Raw genomic sequence first — 21,584 nt, forward strand, 5'->3', positions numbered from 1 at the left:
TTTTGGAGATTTTACAAGTTAGGAGTAGCAAAATGTACTTAATGGAAGATATTGTACGTGATGGTAAAGAAGACGGTGCGGTTTTACGCGCACAGGCAGCTAAAGTTGAATTTCCATTAGCAGCTGACCTTAAGGCAGCCGCTGAAAATATGATGGAATATTTGGTGATTAGCCAAGATGAAGAGCAAAACGAAAAATACGGCTTGCGACCAGGTGTTGGTTTAGCAGCACCACAGATTGGAATTTCAAAGTTGTTCTCATCAATTCTGATTCCAAATGATGATTTAGAAGAAACTGATGACGATAATGTAGAAGATCAATATTTCTTTAAGGGAACCATTTTTAACCCAGTAATTACGCGCCAATCAGTCAAGCAAACGGCACTTTCTATGGGTGAAGGTTGCCTATCTGTTGATGAGGATGTGCCTGGCTTAGTACCGAGAGCCTACCGAATTACAGTTAAATATCAAGATGAAACTGGGGCAAGTCATGAGTTAAAGTTAGAAGGCTACCCAGCGATTGTGTTCCAACATGAAATCGATCATTTGCATGGTGTTCTTTACTATGATCACATCAACAAGCAAGATCCTTGGCATGAGCCTGACAATACAAAGTTAATCGGGTGAGTTATGGTAAGTGATAAAAATTTTAATTATCCGATGTTAGATGGCTGGTCAACCAAAGACATTGTCGCTGTGGCCGCCCTCTATTCAGCAGTGGCACAAGCTAATGAACAGGGAATTGCTAAGACAGACCTCCTAGCTGCTTATCAAGCCTTTAAGGTAGTTGTACCAAGCAAAGGGGAAGAAAAGCAGCTAGATCGCGAATTTAAGGCTGAATCTGGGTATAGCATTTATCAAACCATTCGTTTTGCTTCTCAACAAAAGAACTTTGTTAAAGCTGAAGGACAAATATGATGAATCCAGTGGAACAAAAAAGCTTAGATCAAAGGGTAACGCAATGGTTTGGACAAGCTCGTAACTTGATTATCCAACGAATGGCTGAGCATTTTGAGGTTGAGCATAAAACGTCACGGAGTGATTTAGTAACTAGCGTTGATCGTGAAGTTGAGCAGTTATACATTAGCTTGATTCGCCAAGCTGATCCTCAAGCCCGTATTCTAAGTGAAGAGGGCTATGGTGATGATTTGGGTGATTTGTCTGGCCATGTCTGGTTCATTGACCCAATTGACGGGACAATGAATTTCGTTAAACAACAAAGTGACTTTGCATCTATGTTGGCCTTATATATTGATGGTCAGCCAGTCTTAGGCTGGATTATGAATGTTATGGATGATCAATTAATTCATGGTGGCCCAGAAATTGGAGTTAAGTTAAACGCAGTTATACTACCAGCCTTGAAAAATACAGCCCTTGAAGATGGTTTAGTCTATTTGTCTGGAGCTCGTCTCTTACAAGGACAATATAATTTTCCAGCAATTGCCAAAGCAGCTCTAAGCTATCGTGTGTATGGTTCAGCTGGAATTTCCCTCTGCCAAGTATTTCTTGGCAGAGCAGTTGCTTATGCTAGTCGCTTAAAACCTTGGGACTTTGCTGCTGGACTTGTTTTAGCTAAAGGATTAGGATTAAAAGCGACGCTTATTGACGGCGACCCGATAAATATGTTATCATCAGGGACAGTTTTAGTAGCTACTACACAAGCATATACTGATATTCAGTTACTTAACAAATAGTTAAGAAAAAACGCTAAGCGGGCCGATTTTTCGGCTCGCTTTTGTGCGGAAGCACCTATTGAAATCGTTTACAAAGGGTTAATACCCCACATTAAAGGAGAATTTATTTTGGCAAAGCGTGAAGATATTCGAAACATTGCGATCATTGCCCACGTCGATCATGGTAAGACGACGTTGGTCAACGAATTGTTGAAGCAATCAGATACTCTTGATCTACGGACAGAGTTGGATGATCGTGCCATGGATACAAATGATTTGGAAAAAGAGCGTGGAATCACAATCTTGGCCAAAAACACTGCCGTTAAGGTTGGCGACAAGCAAATCAACATCTTGGACACACCAGGTCACGCGGACTTCGGTGGTGAAGTTGAACGAATCATGAACATGGTTGACGGTGTGCTTTTGGTCGTTGATGCTTTTGAAGGAACGATGCCACAAACACGTTTCGTTTTGAAGAAGGCCTTTGAGCAAAACTTGGTACCAATCGTGGTTGTCAACAAGGTTGACCGTCCCGGTGCCCGTCCATCAGAAGTTGTTGATGAAGTTTTGGACTTGTTCATCGAGCTTGGTGCTGATGAGGAACAATTGGACTTCCCAGTTGTCTTTGCTTCTGCTATGAACGGAACATCATCATATGATCCTGATATTGCAACGCAAGAGCACACAATGGCACCAATCTTTGATACTGTCTTTAAGACAATCCCAGCCCCAGAGGATAACTCAGAAGAGCCACTACAATTCCAAGTTGCTTTGCTTGATTATAATGACTTCGTGGGTCGTATTGGTATCGGACGTGTCTTCCGTGGAAAGATCAAGGTTGGGGATGCAGTTTCAGTTATGAAGCTTGATGGCTCAACGGAGAACTTCCGAGTAACTAAGTTGTTTGGTTACATTGGTTTGGACCGGATTGAAATCAACGAAGCAATTGCTGGTGATTTGATTGCCTTGGCAGGTCTAAATGACCTTTCTGTTGGTGAGACCGTTACGGCTTCATCACATCCAGAAGCTTTGCCAGTTTTGCACATCGACGAGCCAACTTTGCAGATGACTTTCCGTACAAATGACTCACCATTCGCTGGTCGCGAAGGTAAGTTCGTGACTGGACGTCAACTTGAAGATCGTTTGAACCGTGAGCTAGAAACTGATGTTTCTTTGCGTGTTGATGATACAGATGAAGCTGCTGCTTGGCTTGTTTCAGGTCGTGGTGAGTTGCATTTGTCAATCTTGATTGAAACTTTGCGTCGTGAAGGCTTCGAATTGCAAGTATCACGTCCAGAAGTTATCTACAAGGACATTGACGGCGTATTGTCTGAGCCATTCGAAATGGTTCAAATTGATACACCTGATGATTCAACTGGTTCAGTCATTGATTCAATCGCGCAACGTAAGGGTGAGATGCGTAACATGGAACCAACTGGTAACGGAACTACGCGTCTTGAGTTCTTGGTACCTTCACGTGGTTTGATTGGTTACTCAACTGAGTTTATGTCAATCACACGAGGATATGGTATCTACAACCACACCTTTGATTCTTACGCGCCAGTTGTTAAGAACTGGAACCCTGGCCGTCGTAATGGTGCCCTTGTTTCAATCAACCAAGGAACTGTTACCACATACGCTATGATGGGTGTTGAAGGTCGTGGAACAATGTTGGTCCACCCTGGTGATGAAATTTATGAAGGTATGGTTGTTGGTATTAACAGTCGTGACAATGACATTTCAGTCAATGTTACTAAGGGTAAGAACATGACCAACGTTCGTTCATCAAATAAAGACCAAACTGCTTCAATCAAGACTCCAAAGGACTTCACACTTGAAGAGTCACTTGAGTTCTTGGATGAGGATGAGTATGCCGAAGTTACACCTGAAAACGTTCGTATTCGTAAGCAAATTTTGAATACAAGTGAGCGTGAGAAGGCTACAAAACGTCGTAAGATGGCACAACAAGGTTAAAAAATAGCTTAATCTTTAAAAAGGCATTTGTTTTCAGTATACTGAGAACAAATGTCTTTTTACTTTAAGTGAGGGTAAAGAAATGGAAAAGAAACAACTGAGCTTTTTAGGAATTTTCCTATTAGGCATTAATGCAATTGTTGGCTCGGGAATTTTCTTGTTATTAGGTCAGATTTATCATTATACTGGCATCTATTCAATTTTAACAATTGTTCTGGCTGGGGGGATGGCTTCGATTATTGCCCTTAATTACGCTGCAATGGCGGCCCGTTATACCGAAGATGGTGGTGCCTGGATATATGCTGATTATGTCTTTGGGCGTTTTGCAGGCTTCCAGGTGGGCTGGTTCGGTTGGTGGTTAGCGGTAATCACTTTAAGTGCTGAGATTGTGGCACTCTTAACGGCGTTAAGTACGATTATTCCGCCACTACACGATAAATTTATCTTTAATACTGTAGCAATCACTATTTTGCTGGTTTTGGGGTTAATCAACACATTTGGCACGGCTTTAATGGAAAAGGTAGATAACATTACGACCTTAGCTAAAATAGCGGTCCTTGTCGTTTTTACAATTTTAGGGTGCTTTGCCGTTAAGGCTAGTAACCTTTCCTTGGCTTTACCGGCAAATATGCAAAGTATTACGGGCTTTTCAAATCAATTGTCACAAGCCTTAGTGATTATCTTCTATGTTTTTACAGGCTTTAACTTCTTACCAATTGCAGCACGGGATATGAAAAATCCGGAGAAGAATTTACCTAAGGCTTTAATTATGATTATGGTAAGCGTTACCTTGATTTATGCCGCTGTTCAAACGGTCGCAATCGGTCTTTTGGGTGATAAAATTGTAAATTCAACTTTACCAGTAGCTGATGCTTTTGCGGTGATTTTTGGACCACAGGGTAAATTATTTATTGTTATTGGTATGAGTATTTCGATTCTTGGCGTAGCAATCGCCGGCTCTTTTAATGCACCAATTGAAATGACTTCATTAGCAAATGAAAAGCAATTACTGCCAAGTGTGTTTGGTAAAAAGAATCGTTATGATTCTCCATGGACGGCTAATATTATCACTATGGGCGTGGCCGCTTTGTTGATTTTGAGTGGCGGATATATTTTCTTGGTTAAGTTAATTGTCTTAGCTTCCTTCGTACAATATGTACCAACTATTTTGGCAGTAATTAAAACACGACATGAAAAGCAAGTCGCTGGGGCCTTTACCTTACCAGGTGGGATGATTTTACCAGTGATTGCTCTATTGGTGATTGCCTACCTCTTATCGGCGCAGTCACTGATAATATTAGTATGGGAAGTTGCTATATTCTTAGTAGGTTGGTTAATCTATTATGTTGATCGTAAGGTTAGTACACATAAAAATTAAAATTTTGGGGGAGTAAATATGTGGCGGTGGTTAAAACGTTTAATATGGGTGTTAGTGTTATTAATTGGTTTGGCATTAGTTTTCCATAAACAGATTGCTTTTTATGTTTTATCAAATTTTCAGCCAAAGGTTAGTCAGCAATCAATTAAAAAAGCTGATAAACAGAATGGTAATTATAATTGGGCCAAGGTTGATTCATTGTCAGCTGAACAAATCTTAAAGGCACGCCTAGAGGCTGGGAAAATCAATTTCATTGGTTATGTTGCGATTCCAGAAATTGGCTTAAATGTACCGATTTCAAGAGGTGTAGATAATCTAAATATCTCACTTGGTGCGGGGACACTAAAGCCAAAACAAGTTATGGGTGAAGGTAATTTTGCACTAGCTAGTCATTTTATTCAAGGAAATAGTGGTCGTAATCTTTTGTTTTCACCAATTTATTATTCGGGTAAGGTTGGCCAAAAAATTTATCTAACCGATTTAAAGCAAGTTTATGAATATACGGCAACCGTGCATAAAATTATTGATCCGACTGATGTGAGTGTTGTAGATGACGTTCCTGGACAGAAATTAATTACCTTAATTACTTGTAACTATACTGCTGATAATGGGCGAGTTTTGATGCAAGGTCGTCTAGACAAGTCGATGAGCTTTAAGGATGCACCTAAAAAACTGCAGCATCAATTAGCTTCAGAAGATAATCGTTGGATTAAGTGAAATAGGACTAGTTAAAAATTATTTTAATATATAGTTATAATACTTTATATGCAGCAATTTTCAGATGGATTTTAAAGTCGAATATAGCTAAACTTAAAACAGTAATCCTAAGTGGTTTACTGTTTTTTTTATCACAAACATTGAAATTAAGAGGCAAAATTAAAGTGAGAAAGAATGATGTGGGCGATGAATGTTAAGAATATTTAAAGAAAATGGATAATTAATAAACCAATTGCTTTGGCTACAAACACCGGTGTAAAAGCTTTTACGACTCGAAGGCATAATGAATCAACTTGGACAAAAACCATATGTAAAGATTAAAAACGTAAAAAATCTATCATTTGTGATGAAAAGTAATATACTTAGGTAGTAAACGTTTTCTTTTTGCCTAAATTTTATTTATAGCGGTATTTTTCATTTTTTAGAATAGGAGTAGTTATTATGGATACGAATGTTCAAAAGCCAGCTACAAACCGCTGGCTAGTGATTTTCGGTACAGTTCTAATTCAATTGGCCGCAGGTTCATTTTATGCTTGGTCAATTTTCAATAATGGTTTTATGCTTAAAACAGGTGGGGTTCCCACAGTTGTTAATGGTGTAAAAAAGATTGTGGGTGGTCTACCTGCTGGATCAGTATCATTTACATTTACTTTGGGTATGTTAGCTTTGTCATTAGCAACTTTGGCTGGTATTCCTTTAGCTAAAAAGTACGGGATTAAGATTATTGCGATTATCGCTTCAATCGTTTATGGTCTTTCAATCTTAGGATTAACGGTAATTGGTAAGGATTCTTCAATCTGGACGCTATGGTTGCTTGGTGGAGTTATCTTGGGGGCGATGAATGGTGTCCTTTACTTAACGACATTGACCAATGCGATTAAGTGGTTCCCAGAGCGCAAAGGGCTAATTTCTGGAATCTCAGTTGCTGCCTATGGACTTGGCTCATTTATCTTTAAGTTTATTGACCAAGCTGTTGCTGGTGGTGCGGGTGCTGTTACTGGCGCCAATATTGACCACGTCCTTACTTGGTGGGGAATCTTGGCTTTGATTTTGGCCGTGGTTGGGTCATTCTTCTTGAAGGATGCACCAGATGATCCAAAGCTTGCATCTGCAAGTGTTGTTAGCTCATCAGACAACGACTTCACTACTGCTGAGATGTTGCACACTTCACAAGCATATTTGTTGTTTGTATGTTTGGTTACAGCAGTTATGTTTATGGGACTTTTGGGTGCAGCCGTAACTAATATGGCTTCACTTGGTACCCATTCACCAGCCGATGTTGCTACTTGGGGTGGTACAACCGCAGCCGCAACCTTCGTTGCTATTGTTGCCTTGCTTAACACAATTGGTCGTTTCGTAATGGGATGGCTTTCTGATGTTATCGGCCGTAAGAATGTCTTCTTCATTACTTATATTTTGCAATTGGTTTCATTGGTTGTCTTAGTTATGACTAAGCCTGGTTCAATGAGTATGGGTATGATGTACACCGTTGTGATTGTTTTGGCCTTCTGTTTTGGTGGTAACATCACAGTGTTCCCAGCCTATGTTGCCGATTTCTTCGGTTTGAAGAATTCAGCCCGTAACTACTCAATGATTTACCAAGGCTTTGGTATTGGAGCAATTTTGGTTGGTTTCCTAATGGCTTCTGGTAATCCATTGATGCCTGCACCTGTTACTTATTCTAACGGCGCAGTTTTGACACAAAACTTTACCTTAGTTTATTGGACTTTGATTGTCTTGGTAATTATTTCGCTAATTATCTTTGCAACAATCAAAAAGCCAGTAAAGAAGGCTTAATTATTAAGCAGTTGAATCATTATGATTTAACTGCTTTTTTGCTGGCATAATTTAAAGGTTTTGCATATAAATCAAACAGATTAGTCATTTTTGTATATTGAAAGCGCTTAGATTCCTACTATAATCAAGGTGTAGACTTTAAGTTGAAGTTGAAAGGGGAGTTGAGATGCGTTACACAAATGGAAATTATGAGGCCTTTGTTCGACCAGCAAAGAACGCTGGTGTTGAGAAAAAAACAGCTCATATTGTTGGGAGTGGTCTAGCTGGTTTGGCTGCTGCAGTCTTTTTGATTCGTGATGGTTACATGCCAGCAAAAAATATTCATATTTACGAAGAACTTGATGAAGCAGGTGGTTCTTTGGATGGGCATTTCATTTCAAATGTCGGTCTGGTAACCCGTGGTGGTCGTGAAATGGAAAACCATTTCGAAACCTTGTGGGATTTGTACCGGAGTATTCCGTCACTAGAAGTACCTGATGCCAGTGTATTGGATGAGTTTTATCGCCTAAATAGTGAAGATCCAAATTCATCAAACTGCCGTATGATTGCCAAGCGGGGTGAAAGAGTACCTGATGACGGTAAATTTACGTTAAGTCGGCAGGCCCAAAAGGAACTCATGGATTTGTTTATGCGTTCTGAAGATCAGCTAATTGGTGAAAAAATTGAAGATGTATTTTCAGATGAATTTTTTGCTTCAAACTTCTGGTTATATTGGAGCACAATGTTTGCCTTTGAAAAATGGCATTCTGCAATCGAAATGCGCCGGTATATTCACCGCTTTATTCACCATATTGAAGGATTACCTGATTTTACAGCACTTAAGTTTACTAAATATAATCAATATGAGTCGCTGGTAAAGCCAGTTTTGGCTTATCTAAAGGACGCAGGTGTTAATTTCCACTATTCAACTGAGGTTAATAATGTCCTAGTTGAAGAAAATAATGCGCAGCTAACTGCTAAGCAACTAATCTTAACGGAGAATGGACAGAGCAAACAAATTAATTTAACCGGCGATGATTTGGTTTTTGTCACGAATGGATCGATTACTGAAAGCTCAACGCAAGGTGATCAACATACACCAGCACCAATTACGCATGAAGCAGGTGGTAGCTGGCGTTTGTGGGAGAATTTGGCTGCCCAATCGCCTAAGTTTGGGCATCCTAGTGTCTTTTATAAGAATTTGCCAGCTGAGAGTTGGTTTGTTTCTGCAACTGTTACTTTCAAGGATGATCAAATTGATCCTTACATAAAGCGACTTACGCAACGTGATTTACGTACTGGTAAGGTTGTGACTGGTGGAATTGTTACAATTAAGGATTCTAATTGGTTAATGAGTTTCGCAATTCATCGTCAACCACACTTTAAGGAGCAAAAGAGTGGCGAGACAGTTATGTGGGTTTATGGTCTATTGTCAAATAAGCCAGGAAACTATATTAAAAAGCCAATTGAACAGGCTAGTGGTGAGGAAATTGTCGAAGAGCTAATGTATCACTTGGGAATGCCAGAGGCAGAGATTCATACATTTGCTGAAAATGCGGTTAATGCCGTGCCGGTTTACATGCCATTTATTACCTCTTACTTTATGTTACGACAACCAGGTGATCGGCCTGCAGTTGTACCTGATGGTGTACAAAATTTGGCCTTTATTGGTAATTTTGCTGAGTCGGCACAGCCTGATACAGTCTTTACAACAGAGTACTCAGTTCGTACAGCGATGGAAGCAGTGTACACTCTGTTGAAGGTTGATCGAGGCGTGCCAGAGGTCTTTGATTCAGCTTATGATGTACGTGAGTTAGCTAAGGCTATGTATTATTTGTCAGATAAGAAACAGATTGCTGAAATGGACTTGCCATTTATTGAAAAGCAGGCCATTGAACATGTATTGAAGAAGTACCGCGGAACCTATCTAGAAGAAATTGCTCGTGGAGCAAATTTGTTATAAAAGTGAAACGAGATTTAAAACACCAAAAAATTGGTATAGCTTTATTATGAGACGTAAATAAAATTGTGTTCAGCCAGTTAAGGGGCTGAACACTTTTTTTGTTAAATTGGTATACTTGGTTTTCTTTGACAAAATATCATACAAAGTGTTTACAATATTTAGAACAACTTACAGAAAAAGTAGGGAACGAATAAATATATTTGTTTAATAACAGATATAAAAGATTTACGAAATAAGTTGGGGGCATATTTTATGGAGAAAGTAAGTATTCAACATTTAACTAAGATTTTTGGTAAGAAAGTAAAACCAGCCTTGAAATTGGTTGAAGAGGGCGTAGCCAAAGAAGAAATCTTAAAACGAACTGGGGCCACTGTCGGCGTGTACGACGCCAATTTGGAAATTGAAGCTGGTGAAATTTTTGTGATTATGGGCTTATCAGGTTCCGGTAAATCAACGCTGATTCGGCTGTTGAATCGTCTAATTGAGCCAACGGCGGGTGAAATTTATATTGATGGTCAAGATGTTTCAAAACTTAAAAAGGACCAGCTATTAGAAGTAAGACGCAAGAAGATGAGTATGGTCTTTCAGAGCTTTGGTCTTTTCCCACAACGAACAATTTTGGAAAATACTGAGTATGGTCTGGAAGTTCAAGGCGTGCCAAAAGCAGAACGGCAGGCTCGAGCTGAAAAAGCACTAGAAAATGCTAATTTGTTAAGCTTTAAAGATCAATATCCAACGCAACTGTCAGGTGGAATGCAACAGCGGGTTGGTTTAGCGCGAGCATTAGCAAATGATCCGGAGATTTTATTGATGGATGAAGCCTTTTCGGCCTTGGACCCGCTGATTCGGCGAGAAATGCAAGATGAACTGCTTGATTTACAGGCAAATTTTAAAAAGACCATCATTTTTATCTCACATGATTTAAATGAAGCTTTGCGAATTGGTGATCGAATTGCCATCTTAAAGGATGGGCAAGTGATTCAGGTTGGAACTGGCGAACAAATTCTAACGCATCCAGCAAATGATTATGTGCGGGCATTTATTGAAGATGTTGACCGTTCAAAAGTTTTGACGGCTGAAAATATTATGATTCCACCGCTAACAACCAATATTGATGTTGATGGACCAACGGTTGCTTTGAAGAAAATGCACGATGAGGAAGTTTCAGGGCTAGTTGCCGTTGATCGTAACCGAAAGTTTAAAGGTTATGTAAGTAGTGAAGCTTTGTACGCTGCACGCCGTGAGAAGAAGCCTTTGGTTGAATCAATTACAGAGATGACAACGATTCCAAAAGATACTTTGGTTTCAGATGTAATGCCATTAATCTATGATTCACCTGCACCATTGGCCGTAGTAGAGGATGGTCGTTTGCTGGGTGTTATTATTCGTGGTCGTGTGCTTGAAGCCCTAGCTGAAACAGAGATGAACATCAACGAGGGGGAATAATATGATATTACTGGGGAGTATGAAAATACCATTGGCGCAATGGGTTGAAACAATCGTAAATTGGTTGACAAACCATTTAGCCGGCTTCTTTAGTGCCATTCAGAGCGGTGGTACAAGTTTTATGGATGGAATTACTGCGGCCTTAACTGCGATTCCATTCTGGATATTTATTTTAGTAATTACAATCTTAGCGGCCTTACTTTATGGGAAAAAGTGGGGCTTCCCACTGTTCGCCTTCTTAGGTCTACTATTGATTGTTAATCAAGGTCTATGGGCTGATTTGATGAGTACAATTACACTGGTCTTAACTGCCAGTTTAATTTCGATTGTCATTGGTATACCATTAGGAATCTGGATGGCTAAGAAAGATACAGTGGCTAAAATTGTTCAGCCAATTTTGGACTTTATGCAAACAATGCCTGGTTTTGTTTACTTGATTCCGGCAGTTGCCTTCTTCGGAATTGGTGTCGTACCCGGTGTTTTTGCATCAATTATTTTTGCATTGCCACCAACTGTCCGATTTGCTAATTTAGGGATTCGCCAAGTACCAAAAGATTTGGTTGAAGCAGCGGATTCATATGGTTCAACTGCATGGCAAAAACTATTTAAGCTTGAATTACCACTAGCAAAGGGAACAATCCTGGCCGGGGTAAACCAAACGATTATGTTAGCACTATCAATGGTTGTGATTGCATCGATGATTGGTGCTCCAGGGCTTGGTCGTGGGGTGCTTTCCGCCGTACAAAATGCTGATATTGGTAAGGGCTTCGTCAATGGATTAGCCTTGGTTATTTTGGCAATTATCATCGATCGCTTTACACAAAAATTAAATCGACCAATTGAAGAGAAGGTTGATCAAAAGAAACAACCTTGGAAAAAATGGGTTGGCCTTGCGACAATTATTGTCTTAGTTGGTAGTGCAATTAGTGGAGCCTTTGTTGCTGGTGAAAAAAGCAATAAAACTGTGAATTTAGTCTATGTGCAATGGGATTCAGAAGTTGCTTCAACCAATGTTTTGGCAGAAGCAATGCGAGAACATGGTTATGATGTTAAGATGACGCCACTTGATAACTCTGTAATGTGGCAATCAGTTGCAACAAAGCAAGCAGATGCAACCGTCTCTGCTTGGTTACCTATAACTCACAAGGCTCAATATGACCAATATAAAAAGGATTTGGATCTGTTAGGTCCTAATCTAAAGGGCGCTAAAACTGGATTAGTGGTGCCGGCTTATTCATCAATTAATTCAATTGAGGACCTTAATAGTCAAGCTGACAAGACAATTACTGGGATTGAACCAGGTGCAGGTATCATGAAATCGGCTCAAAAAGCTTTGGATGCCTATGGTTTGTCGCAACAAGGTTGGCAAATTACACCAGCTTCAACTGGTGCCATGACGATTGCCTTGGCAAAAGCGTATAAGAATCATCAAGACATTGTAATAACGGGGTGGTCGCCACATTGGATGTTCCAAAAATATGATTTAAAGTATTTGAAAGATCCTAAAGGGATTTTTGGTAAAGAAGAAACCCTTAATACAATTGCTCGTAAGGGCTTAAAGCAAGATAAGCCTAAAGTGTATGATATTTTGAAGAAATTCCACTGGTCAAAAGATGATATGGAATCAGTTATGTTAGATATTCAAAATGGTCAAACACCAGAAGCAGCTGCTAAAAAGTGGATTAAAGCACACAAGACCCAAGTTGATGATTGGTTCAAGTAAGTAGATAAAGACTCAGTAGATTACTGGGCCTTTTTTTAATTAAATATAAAGTAGTAAAATGTTGATAGATTATTTAAACTTTTGGAGGCAGCAAAATGTTAAATCATCCGGTATCCGGTTATCATAATTGTTTGAAAAAGGTACCGCTTTTTGCTGGCTTAAATGTTGAAGAGCTAACGTTAATCACAACAATTGTCCAGCAGCGGGAATATCTTAAGGGCAATTTAATTATGCAGCCAGAGCAAGAAGCAAACTTAAAGATTCTCGAAGCTGGTACAGCTAAGATGTTTAGTATTACTAATACTGGCGAATTACAATTCATTCGGCAGATGCGTACTGGTGATTATGCAGGTGAGGATAGTATTTTAAAATCAAGTGCAACGGCTGATGATTTTTATATTGAAGCTTTGAAGCCGTGCCGAATTTGTTATATCCGACAAGCAGATTTTAAAGCACTTTTAGAAAAAACACCTAGTCTAGCTTTAAGGATGTTGGAGTTATATGCACAAAAAATGCAAAAGGCCCAGCAACATATCAGCTATTTATCGCTTACGAATATTGAAAAAAGAGTAGCGCAGTATCTTTTGGATCAAGGACTAACTGAGTTTGTTTTGACGATGAAATTACAAGATTTAGCTGCTTATTTAGGCACTCAGCCGGAAACCCTATCTAGAAAGTTAAAGTATTTTGCTGATATGGGTTGGCTCAATCGTCACGGGAAGCAGATTAGTTTAAAAAATAGGTCGGGGATGGCTGCTTATTACGACTTGATTGCATATAACTAAGTCCTATAATTTTAGTAGCCAATTTTTAATTTAAATATAGTAAAATTAATTATTATCATTCGAGACTAAAGAAAGATTTTGGGGAAGCATAATGTCAATTATTAAAAATCCATGGTTTAAAATTCTTTTGGCGATTATTTTTGAAGATGGTTGGGTTGTGGGGATTAAACACGCGAATAGCTTGGTAACTTGGGGGTTGACTTTGCTGGCTTTAGGCTTGTCATTCTTGCTATTTATGCTTGCAAGTGAGAAGCTGCCAGTTGGTACAGTCTACGCTGTCTTTGTTGGCTTGGGAACGGCGGCAACTGTGATTACCGGTTGGTTAGCTTTTGGGGACCAGCTAGATTTGCCAGAGATATGCTTCTTATTGATTTTGCTAAGTGGAGTTATTGGTTTAAAGTTTATCACAGAGGAGAAAAAGTAGCTTATGGCATGGATTATTTTGATTTTAGCGGGGCTGATGGAAGTTTCTGGTGTCATTATGATTAATGAATGGCAGCGACGTAAAAAGTGGTGGGCAGCCTTGGGCATGGCCCTGGGTGGAACTTTAAGTATTGGCCTTTTGACCTTGGCGATTCGTTCAATCCCAATGGGAACTGCTTATGCAATTTGGACCGGTATTGGGGCTGCTGGTGGTACGATTGCTGGCATGTTTTTATATCATGAATCACGGGATAAGTGGCGAATTTTATTCATCATTTTGATTATTATCGGTGCCGTTGGTTTAAAGGCGACTACTAGTGCTGCCTAGGTTAAATAATGAAGTTTAGGTTGGTGTCAAAATTTTGGCATTGGCCTTTTTATTTTGGTTAGACTTGGTTAATAATTGACAATTATCAGTGTCTTAGTAAAAATGATTGTGCCCATCATAGATATATTTATTTTAGCTTAAAGTAGTGGTTATTAGGCTTAATAAGGGCTATTATATGCTAGTAGAGTACATCTAGTTTATTGAAAAGGTTTAAGCGAATGACTCAAAAATTACGAAAATCAATTAATTTAAAACGATTGATTGGCAAGAGTAGCTTGACCGGGCTAATTCTTTTAATTACCTTAGTTGGTTCAAACGGTGTATCGGCAGCACTTTTACAACCAAAAATACAATCAGCAGCAGGGATTGTGGTTGATGCGCAAACTGGTCAAGTGATACTTAGTAAAAATAGCCAGGAGCGCCTGCCAATCGCATCAATTTCTAAATTAATAGTAATTTATATGGTTCAACAAAAAATTCAAGCTGGTAAGCTTTCAAGTAGCCAAGAAGTTCATATTTCAAATGGGTTAGCTCAATTTAGTCAAAATCATACGGTTGCAAATGTGGCCATGAATACAACCCAATCATATACTGTTTTACAATTGGAAGAAGCTGCGCTCTTACCATCGTCAAATGCTGCAGCAATGGCTTTAGCACAACTTGTATCCGGAAGCCAACAACAATATTATAAGGAAGCAACAGAACTTTTGGCGGCCTGGGGAATAAGACATGTGCAATTATATTCAGCGTCGGGACTAAGGAGTGGAGAGGCTGATTTAACTAACTTACGTAGTGCGCCCCAGACAGCTGACGGGTTGGAAAACACCTTATCAGCCAGAGAAACTGCGTTAATTGCTCAAAAGTTAGTTAATAATTATCCCAATATATTGGCAATCACTAAATTATCGCAGGCACAATTTCCAAATCTACAAGGGGAAGATCGGCCGATTCAAAATACTGATAAGCTATTAGGTAGGACTAACTATGCAATTGAAGGATTAAAGACTGGTACGAGTGCGAATAATGGCGTAAATTTTGTTGGCTATGCAAGAGTCAACGGACGACAAGTTATCACAGTAACTCTAAATGCGCCCCAAGATGCGAACTTTACAGATACGCTAGCAATGTTAGATACGGTCGCTAATGAAACAAAAGTAACTGATTTGACTATGCATACAGCAGTTAAGATTGATAATGCTAAAGTAGCGGCCGGCGAGGTTGCCTTGGTTACAAAGCCAATTGCGGTATACTCATTAAAAACGGCGGCACCACTTAAATTAATTAGCAAACTCACAATGGTAACCAAGCAAACAAAAGCACCAATTGCTAAAAACCAAGAGATTGCTAACAGACGCTTAGTTTTAGCTGACTCGGCACAAAATGATTATCTACAATCACTTCCAGTACTTAAATATCAAGCAAAGAGCAAAATTAATCAGACAAACTTTTTGGTGACTTGGTATCGAAAAATTACAAAGTGAGTAAGGTTACATAGTCTGTATCAAGCCGACTGTGCAACCAAGTTAAAAAAATAACACATAAAAAAGCTTTGCTAGTTTATAAAAACTTGCAAAGCTTTTTATAATTAATAAATTGAATGAATTAGTAAAATAGCAGCTAAGACTTGGAAAGTAATGGTTACTAAACCATAACCCAAGAATTTAACACCTGAAGCACGAATTGTCTGCCACTTAAGGTTAAGGCCAATTCCAGCCAAATTAACGACCCCAAAGAAGCTAGTAACTGCTTTGGCAGAGTGGATGACAGGCATGGGTAAAGTGAAAATTGTACTTAAGAAGAGTAAACCTAAGAAGGTATAAATAAACCAAGGTACCATTTTATGTAGCTTAATAGCTTTCTTTTCACCAACGGCAGTACCATCAGCTGCTTGCCGTTTATGTGCTGAGTTTGACATTGCTAATACAACAACTGATAACAAAAGCACTCGTAACATCTTAAATAGAGTTGCATAGGCAATTACGCTTGGATTTACCAATGAAGCAGTACCAATTACTTGACCAACTGATTGAACAGTTCCACCAATCAAGGCACCAATGAGCAAGTTATTACCATGATAAATTGATGGTCCTAAGATTGGTAAGATAAATAGTAAAACAACCCCAGATAGTGAAACAGTGGCAACTGCTGTGCGACGTTGATTGTCAGTTGCATTAATCTCAGGCGCGACAGCTGCAATAGCACTTGAACCACAGACAGCATTACCAGCCCCCATCAGCATGGCAGATTGGGAACTAACCTTAAAGAGCCGGCCTCCAATAAACATAACAAAGAAAATTGTTGCAGTCATTTGAATGAGAATGAAAACAATTCCCTGCCATCCTAGTGATTCGATGGTGCTTAAGGTTACCTCGACACCAAGAAGGGCGATACCAATTTCAATTGGGTATTTCTCGGCCCACTTAACACCAGGTTCCCAAAGCTTTTGCCTAAGAATAGTATTACCAAGCAAAATACCTAGTAGAAGGGCGATGGCTTCAGCTCCCAAGTGGGGAAGATATTGACTAAGATAGTCGGAAAAAATTGCAACTCCAAGGGTTAATATAATCCCAAGAAGCATTTTTTTGGTGATTTTCATCATGACACCTCTTTCTATATGATAATATAAAGGAATTCCATTAATTAGTAAAATAAATTATAGTTATAAGGTTGATTAATTTATTTAATAGGAGGCGTGATGTTCACTTTATTTGAAACTTTTTTAGCCGTTTATGAAACTAAAAGTTTTACTCGAGCTGCTGACCATCTCTTCGTTTCACAACCGACCATTACGGTTCGGATAAAAAAACTTGAGACAGAATTAAATACGGTTCTTTTTGTCAGAGGAAAGAACCAAGAGATAATGGCAACTGAGGCAGCAGAGATATTTTATGGACGGGCAGTTGAATATTTGGCAGATTGGGATGAGTTACAAAAAACAATTCGCCAGTCAGATGAAGCCCGCAGACCTTTTAAAATAGCGGTTTCGCATAGTGCGGCGACTAGTATTATGCCATTGATTTTTAAGACTTTTATTGCTGACTTACCCAAGTTAGATGTTGAGATAACTTTAAATAATTCAGAAAAGGTTTTTGATTTAGTTAGTAATCATGAGATTCATTTTGGAATTATTGAGAAGCCGATTATGGGTGATCAATTGATTAGCATTCCGCTATTTAGAGATGAATTAGTACTAGCGGGTGATCAGACGAGCGGTATTTTTTTCATCCGCGAAACTGGTTCTGGGGTTAGCCACTACACACAAAAATATCTTAAAGAGCAGCAAATTATTCCTAAAAATCTTATTCGTATGGACAATAACGATATGATTTTAGCGCATGTTAAGGCCGGTTTAGGAGCCTCAATCTTATCAAAGCGATTTATGAGCAATGAAATTCCTTATCAAGAAATTGGGAAGGGTTTTAAACGAATGTTTTATGGTTTAGCTTATGCTGATGAACAAGATTCATTAATTAAAAAGTTAATTGAGCAAATTCGGGCAGTTAGTGAGTTTAATTAAAGTAAAAGCAGTAAAAAGAATTGAATCTTTTTACTGCTTTTACTAGTTCTTATTATTTTATGGAAAACTCAAGGAAAGTGCTAATAACAGAAACGACTAGAATCAAAGCAAAAACAAAGGCGTGAAAACGTTTGTGTTGCATTAAAATTGCAATGTATTCACGTAAAATCGCCGATGGAATGAAATATTTACGCGTTTTAGCGCCTAGACCACTAATATCCAAGCCGGCAAAGAGGGCATAGCCTGTTGCTCGGTAAACGTGATAGTCACTAGTTGAAAAGAGTCCTTTGTTTAGGTCGAGTCCTTTTGCCTCAATCAACTCTTTTGAAAATTGCATATTTTCTAAAGTGTTTAATGATTTTGTTTCACTGAGTAAATAAGCTGGATTATAACTTTCCTGTTCAATGACGTATTCTCGCATAGCTTGTCCCTCGGGAAGTTGCTCGTCTGTACCTTGACCACCTGAGAGGACAATATAGGGAACCTTGCCAGTTAGAGCAATTTGCTTTTTGGCAAAGTTAAGTGCTCGGTTAATTCTAGAAGCTAAGAGTTTTGAAACTTGGTTTCCGTTGATTAGCCCAGCACCTAAAACGATAATATAATCTTTGTTGTACTTTGGTCGTATCATTTTTAATAGTAAGAATGATAAAATGAAAGCTACAAAATTAAATAATAGATAGGCCATGCTTAAGCTTTCAACTGTGTTTAGCAAGCTTATTAACCAACTTGGCAGGACTTTGCGTAAAAGATCGATTAGTAGTGGGTAGACTAGTAGTCCAGTACCAAGTAATAGAGTTAGACTGTTGGCTAAGTTTTTTGCCTCACGACGCCACATTATAATTCCGTTAATTAACAAGAAAAGCCAAAGAAAAATAGAAATAAATAAAAGGGTTACGGCAATCAAAATGACGATTGCTAGCCAAATCATAAATAAGATGTCATTGCCACTTAGCATGATGAGACCAGTAATAGTTAGGCTAAAGATTGCAAGTACAATACTAAACAGGTAGCCATTTAATAGCCGAACATGATTAGAGCGGTATGAACGTATTAAAAGAAAGATAGCCAATAACAAGGCAATAAACAAACCACTAGTTATAGATAAAAGGGCCGTACTATTAGCTAACTCGGGTAGTATTTTTTGATACATAATAATCTCCTTAAAGTCATAATAAATATACCATAAGGGCAGTTCCACTGCTTGTTAAATTGGCTGATAAAATTGAAATACAGTGGAATAACAAAAAGATTGGTAAGCAATTAAGATAAGGCCTTAAAAATTGTCGCTCAAAAGTCAACTTTGTGATAGGTTATTAAATGATGAAATACTCGCTAGATTGGGGAACAAATGAAGAAGCAAACAGATATTTATCAAAAAATTATTTTGGGAATTTTGAGTGCAATCGGTCCTTTAGCAATGGATTTTTTCTTGCCAGGCCTACCAATGATTCAAAAAGAATTTGGCATTACAACTTCTCTAACTCAGTTGACGGTTACAATGTCTTTAATCGGAATCGCTTTAGGACAAATTTTTCTTGGGCCACTAGCAGATCGGATTGGACGCCGCCAACCATTATTGATAGGGATGGTAGTATTTACCCTATCATCGGCGCTAATTGCTGTTACAGATAATATTTATTTCTTTTTGTTAATGCGTTTAATTCAAGGAATTGCCGGTTCAGCAGGAATTGTTCTATCATTAACAATCATTACTGATTTATTTACTGGTAAGGCGTTACGGAGTAATATAACCATTAATCAGGCAATTAATGGGCTTTTTCCAGTCATTGCGCCAATCTTTGGTGCTCTAATTATGCAAGCAACGTCTTGGCGTGCAACATTTTGGGGCTTAGCCCTAATTGGTATCATGCTTTTTTACAGTGTTTGGTGCTATCTTCCTGAAACGCTTGCTAAAGATGAAATGACTGAGCAAAAAACTTCTTTTATTAAAGGTTATCGACAGATTTTTGCTAATCGGACATTTACACGCTTGGTTGTAATTCAAGCTTTGGTCATCATTCCTTTGTTTTCATATATTGCGGGATCAGCTTTTATTTTACAAGGGATGTATCATTTATCGCTAACAAGTTATAGTATTGTTTACGCATTTAATGGTGTCGGGATGATTGCCACAACCTTAATTTCAAATCAACTAAGTAATTATTTTAAAGAAACAACTATCTTGGTTGCCTTTATTTTATATGGCCTTATTGGGGGTGGCTTATTGGCATTGACAATCAGCATTAAGAGCTTAGGCTTATTGGTTATAGCCTTGTTTATGATTGTCTCGGCAGTCGGTGCGTTATTAAATCTCGGTGCTTCACTAGCATTACAAAACTTGGTAGGTGACAAAGGTGCTGGTTCAGCGACATTAGGCGTTAGTCGTTTCTTAGTTGGGGGATTAGTATCGCCTTTGGTTGGAATTATGGGTTCAACTACGATAGTTCCACTTGTCGTAATTGTTTTGTTCAGCCAAATTATTGCTTTACTTTTGGTGGTACGGCATATTACCAAAACTAAGCAAGCAAGGGCTTAAATCCAATAATAGTGTTTATTAATAATAAGATAGGATTAAGAAATCAAAATGGAAAGAATTTTTATCGTTGGGGCAAAGCGGACACCTATTGGAAAATTTGGTGGGGCTTTAGCAAGTTTACAGGCTTCTGATCTTGGTGCGTTAGCCATTGAAGCGGCCTACAAGCAAGCTGGCGTTGAACCAGCAGAAATTGATCAGGTCATTATGGGGAATGTAATCCAGGCTGGTCAAGGACAAAATCCAGCCCGTCAAGCTACTTTAAAATCGGGTCTACCGGTTAAAGTTCCGGCGATTACGATTAATGATGTATGCGGTTCTGGATTAACAAGTATCAATATTGCAGCCAGTTTGATTCAATCAGGACAAGCTGATGTGATTATTGCTGGTGGCATGGAGAGTATGTCAAATGCTCCTTATGTCTTGAAAAGGGATTATGCTGAACAAACTAAGCAAGCTGAAAATTTAATTGATACACTGCAAACAGATGCTTTAATTGATGCTGAGGGGCAATTTAGTATGGGAATAACGGCTGAGAACATTGCAGAAAAATATGCAGTCAGCCGAGATGATATGGATTATTTTGCGGAGCAGAGTCATGCCAAAGCTGTTCTGGCACAGCAGAACGATAAATTTGCTAGTGAACTTGTGCCAGTCACCTTATTTGATGAAAAGGGTGAAACTAAGCAGATTTCGCTTGACGAGGGGCCACGACCTAATAGTACCTTTGCTAAGTTAAGTACTTTAAAGCCGGTTTTTAAAGAAAATGGGACAGTCACAGCTGGTAATGCTTCTGGAATCAATGATGGAGCGGCAGCCTTAGTCTTGATAAGTGAAAGTAGAATGCACGCTTTAAATTTGTCTCCATTGGCTGAATGGAAAAATGCAGCCACAGTTGGCTTGGAACCAGCCTATATGGGGCTAGGACCTTATTATGCAATTAAAGAGATTTTAGCAAAAGCTAATCTATCGCTTTCGGCAATTGATATGTTTGAGTTAAATGAAGCTTTTGCGGCACAAGCGATTGCTAGTAACCGACTGTTAAATCTTGATACTAAAAAAATCAATCCTAAGGGTGGGGCTCTTGCTTTGGGGCATCCAGTTGGGGCTTCTGGTAGTCGAATCTTAGTAACATTAATTTATAATTTGATTGAAAATAAGGCTAAGACTGGTTTGGCTGCACTATGTGTTGGTGGAGGGATGGGTGTAGCAACGCTCATTGAGAATGCAGAGCTTTAAGAGGATTTTTAATTTAATAATTAAGAAATGTGGGTTAGAATTTTAGTTCTAACTCTTTTTTGTAAATAGATGCTTGTCTACTGTAGTTGATAGCTAAGCTATTTAAACTT

Annotated in this window: 19 protein-coding genes; 17 read left to right on the plus strand and 2 right to left on the minus strand. The window is 38.7% G+C overall.

The window, feature by feature from the left end; translation table 11 throughout:
- Window positions 1–32 precede the first annotated feature (32 nt).
- From def to TT13_RS02245, 14 genes are all read left to right on the plus strand, one after another.
- Window positions 33–626, plus strand: coding sequence for a peptide deformylase (gene def, locus TT13_RS02180; protein WP_027698461.1), 594 nt, complete (start codon window positions 33–35; stop codon window positions 624–626).
- A 3-nt stretch (window positions 627–629) separates the two neighbouring features.
- Entirely contained in the window at window positions 630–917 is a 288-nt protein-coding gene (locus TT13_RS02185; protein ID WP_027698462.1) for a UPF0223 family protein, read from the plus strand.
- Window positions 914–1,693, plus strand: a complete 780-nt coding sequence (locus TT13_RS02190) for an inositol monophosphatase family protein (RefSeq protein ID WP_242868505.1) — start codon at window positions 914–916, stop codon at window positions 1,691–1,693. Before TT13_RS02185 ends, TT13_RS02190 begins: the two co-directional genes overlap by 4 nt.
- A 108-nt stretch (window positions 1,694–1,801) precedes the next feature.
- A complete protein-coding gene (gene typA / locus TT13_RS02195) occupies window positions 1,802–3,646 on the plus strand; it encodes a translational GTPase TypA (protein ID WP_027698464.1) in 1,845 nt (614 codons plus the stop codon).
- Window positions 3,647–3,728: 82 nt separating this feature from the next.
- Window positions 3,729–5,024, plus strand: coding sequence for an APC family permease (locus TT13_RS02200; protein ID WP_027698465.1), 1,296 nt, complete (start codon window positions 3,729–3,731; stop codon window positions 5,022–5,024).
- Between the two features lie 18 nt (window positions 5,025–5,042).
- Window positions 5,043–5,741 (plus strand): class A sortase, encoded by a 699-nt coding sequence (locus TT13_RS02205; protein ID WP_027698466.1) that lies wholly within the window; start codon window positions 5,043–5,045, stop codon window positions 5,739–5,741.
- 441 nt (window positions 5,742–6,182) lie between these two features.
- A complete protein-coding gene (locus tag TT13_RS02210) occupies window positions 6,183–7,538 on the plus strand; it encodes an MFS transporter (RefSeq protein WP_027698467.1) in 1,356 nt (451 codons plus the stop codon).
- Window positions 7,539–7,704: 166 nt separating this feature from the next.
- Window positions 7,705–9,480: an oleate hydratase gene (locus TT13_RS02215; RefSeq protein ID WP_027698468.1), complete on the plus strand. Its 1,776-nt coding sequence runs from the start codon at window positions 7,705–7,707 to the stop codon at window positions 9,478–9,480.
- A 252-nt stretch (window positions 9,481–9,732) separates the two neighbouring features.
- On the plus strand, window positions 9,733–10,926 hold the full coding sequence (locus tag TT13_RS02220; RefSeq protein WP_027698469.1) for a quaternary amine ABC transporter ATP-binding protein: 1,194 nt from the start codon (window positions 9,733–9,735) through the stop codon (window positions 10,924–10,926).
- 1 nt (window position 10,927) lies between these two features.
- Window positions 10,928–12,649, plus strand: a complete 1,722-nt coding sequence (locus TT13_RS02225) for an ABC transporter permease/substrate binding protein (RefSeq protein ID WP_027698470.1) — start codon at window positions 10,928–10,930, stop codon at window positions 12,647–12,649.
- A gap of 95 nt (window positions 12,650–12,744) precedes the next feature.
- Window positions 12,745–13,434, plus strand: a complete 690-nt coding sequence (locus TT13_RS02230) for a Crp/Fnr family transcriptional regulator (protein WP_027698471.1) — start codon at window positions 12,745–12,747, stop codon at window positions 13,432–13,434.
- A 91-nt stretch (window positions 13,435–13,525) separates the two neighbouring features.
- A complete protein-coding gene (locus tag TT13_RS02235) occupies window positions 13,526–13,858 on the plus strand; it encodes a DMT family transporter (protein WP_027698472.1) in 333 nt (110 codons plus the stop codon).
- Window positions 13,859–13,861: 3 nt separating this feature from the next.
- A complete protein-coding gene (locus tag TT13_RS02240; RefSeq protein WP_027698473.1) occupies window positions 13,862–14,185 on the plus strand; it encodes a DMT family transporter in 324 nt (107 codons plus the stop codon).
- Window positions 14,186–14,403: 218 nt separating this feature from the next.
- Window positions 14,404–15,666 (plus strand): D-alanyl-D-alanine carboxypeptidase family protein, encoded by a 1,263-nt coding sequence (locus TT13_RS02245; RefSeq protein WP_052348510.1) that lies wholly within the window; start codon window positions 14,404–14,406, stop codon window positions 15,664–15,666.
- A 104-nt stretch (window positions 15,667–15,770) separates the two neighbouring features.
- Here TT13_RS02245 and TT13_RS02250 read toward each other — a convergent pair whose 3' ends face one another.
- The gene (locus TT13_RS02250) at window positions 15,771–16,781 is read right to left on the minus strand and encodes a YeiH family protein (RefSeq protein ID WP_027698475.1); all 1,011 of its coding nucleotides are present in this window, start codon (window positions 16,779–16,781) and stop codon (window positions 15,771–15,773) included.
- 99 nt (window positions 16,782–16,880) lie between these two features.
- Between TT13_RS02250 and TT13_RS02255 the strand changes: the two genes are divergently transcribed.
- Window positions 16,881–17,702 carry a LysR family transcriptional regulator gene (locus TT13_RS02255; protein ID WP_027698476.1) on the plus strand — a complete coding sequence of 274 codons (822 nt, stop codon included), beginning with the start codon at window positions 16,881–16,883 and terminating at the stop codon, window positions 17,700–17,702.
- Window positions 17,703–17,754: 52 nt separating this feature from the next.
- On the opposite strand, the gene TT13_RS02260 is transcribed toward TT13_RS02255, so the two are convergent.
- Window positions 17,755–18,852 (minus strand): YdcF family protein, encoded by a 1,098-nt coding sequence (locus tag TT13_RS02260; RefSeq protein ID WP_045476417.1) that lies wholly within the window; start codon window positions 18,850–18,852, stop codon window positions 17,755–17,757.
- 198 nt (window positions 18,853–19,050) lie between these two features.
- On the opposite strand from TT13_RS02260, the gene TT13_RS02265 reads away from it, so the two are divergent.
- Both TT13_RS02265 and TT13_RS02270 read left to right on the plus strand, forming a co-directional pair.
- Window positions 19,051–20,238 carry a multidrug effflux MFS transporter gene (locus TT13_RS02265; protein ID WP_027698478.1) on the plus strand — a complete coding sequence of 396 codons (1,188 nt, stop codon included), beginning with the start codon at window positions 19,051–19,053 and terminating at the stop codon, window positions 20,236–20,238.
- 48 nt (window positions 20,239–20,286) lie between these two features.
- Window positions 20,287–21,474 carry a thiolase family protein gene (locus TT13_RS02270; RefSeq protein WP_027698479.1) on the plus strand — a complete coding sequence of 396 codons (1,188 nt, stop codon included), beginning with the start codon at window positions 20,287–20,289 and terminating at the stop codon, window positions 21,472–21,474.
- Window positions 21,475–21,584: the final 110 nt, after the last annotated feature.

This window comes from Weissella oryzae SG25, assembly GCF_000691805.2.
In the GTDB taxonomy this organism is placed as follows: Bacteria; Bacillota; Bacilli; order Lactobacillales; family Lactobacillaceae; genus Weissella; species Weissella oryzae.

Bases quoted from the DNA above. Each gene is read 5' to 3' on its own strand.
- def (WP_027698461.1), top strand. From the start codon at position 33: ATGTACTTAATGGAAGATATTGTACGTGATGGTAAAGAAGACGGTGCG.
- TT13_RS02185 (WP_027698462.1), top strand. From the start codon at position 630: ATGGTAAGTGATAAAAATTTTAATTATCCGATGTTAGATGGCTGGTCA.
- TT13_RS02190 (WP_242868505.1), top strand. From the start codon at position 914: ATGATGAATCCAGTGGAACAAAAAAGCTTAGATCAAAGGGTAACGCAA.
- TT13_RS02200 (WP_027698465.1), top strand. From the start codon at position 3,729: ATGGAAAAGAAACAACTGAGCTTTTTAGGAATTTTCCTATTAGGCATT.
- TT13_RS02205 (WP_027698466.1), top strand. From the start codon at position 5,043: ATGTGGCGGTGGTTAAAACGTTTAATATGGGTGTTAGTGTTATTAATT.
- TT13_RS02210 (WP_027698467.1), top strand. From the start codon at position 6,183: ATGGATACGAATGTTCAAAAGCCAGCTACAAACCGCTGGCTAGTGATT.
- TT13_RS02215 (WP_027698468.1), top strand. From the start codon at position 7,705: ATGCGTTACACAAATGGAAATTATGAGGCCTTTGTTCGACCAGCAAAG.
- TT13_RS02220 (WP_027698469.1), top strand. From the start codon at position 9,733: ATGGAGAAAGTAAGTATTCAACATTTAACTAAGATTTTTGGTAAGAAA.
- TT13_RS02225 (WP_027698470.1), top strand. From the start codon at position 10,928: ATGATATTACTGGGGAGTATGAAAATACCATTGGCGCAATGGGTTGAA.
- TT13_RS02230 (WP_027698471.1), top strand. From the start codon at position 12,745: ATGTTAAATCATCCGGTATCCGGTTATCATAATTGTTTGAAAAAGGTA.
- TT13_RS02235 (WP_027698472.1), top strand. From the start codon at position 13,526: ATGTCAATTATTAAAAATCCATGGTTTAAAATTCTTTTGGCGATTATT.
- TT13_RS02240 (WP_027698473.1), top strand. From the start codon at position 13,862: ATGGCATGGATTATTTTGATTTTAGCGGGGCTGATGGAAGTTTCTGGT.
- TT13_RS02245 (WP_052348510.1), top strand. From the start codon at position 14,404: ATGACTCAAAAATTACGAAAATCAATTAATTTAAAACGATTGATTGGC.
- TT13_RS02250 (WP_027698475.1), bottom strand. From the start codon at position 16,781: ATGAAAATCACCAAAAAAATGCTTCTTGGGATTATATTAACCCTTGGA.
- TT13_RS02255 (WP_027698476.1), top strand. From the start codon at position 16,881: ATGTTCACTTTATTTGAAACTTTTTTAGCCGTTTATGAAACTAAAAGT.
- TT13_RS02260 (WP_045476417.1), bottom strand. From the start codon at position 18,852: ATGTATCAAAAAATACTACCCGAGTTAGCTAATAGTACGGCCCTTTTA.
- TT13_RS02265 (WP_027698478.1), top strand. From the start codon at position 19,051: ATGAAGAAGCAAACAGATATTTATCAAAAAATTATTTTGGGAATTTTG.
- TT13_RS02270 (WP_027698479.1), top strand. From the start codon at position 20,287: ATGGAAAGAATTTTTATCGTTGGGGCAAAGCGGACACCTATTGGAAAA.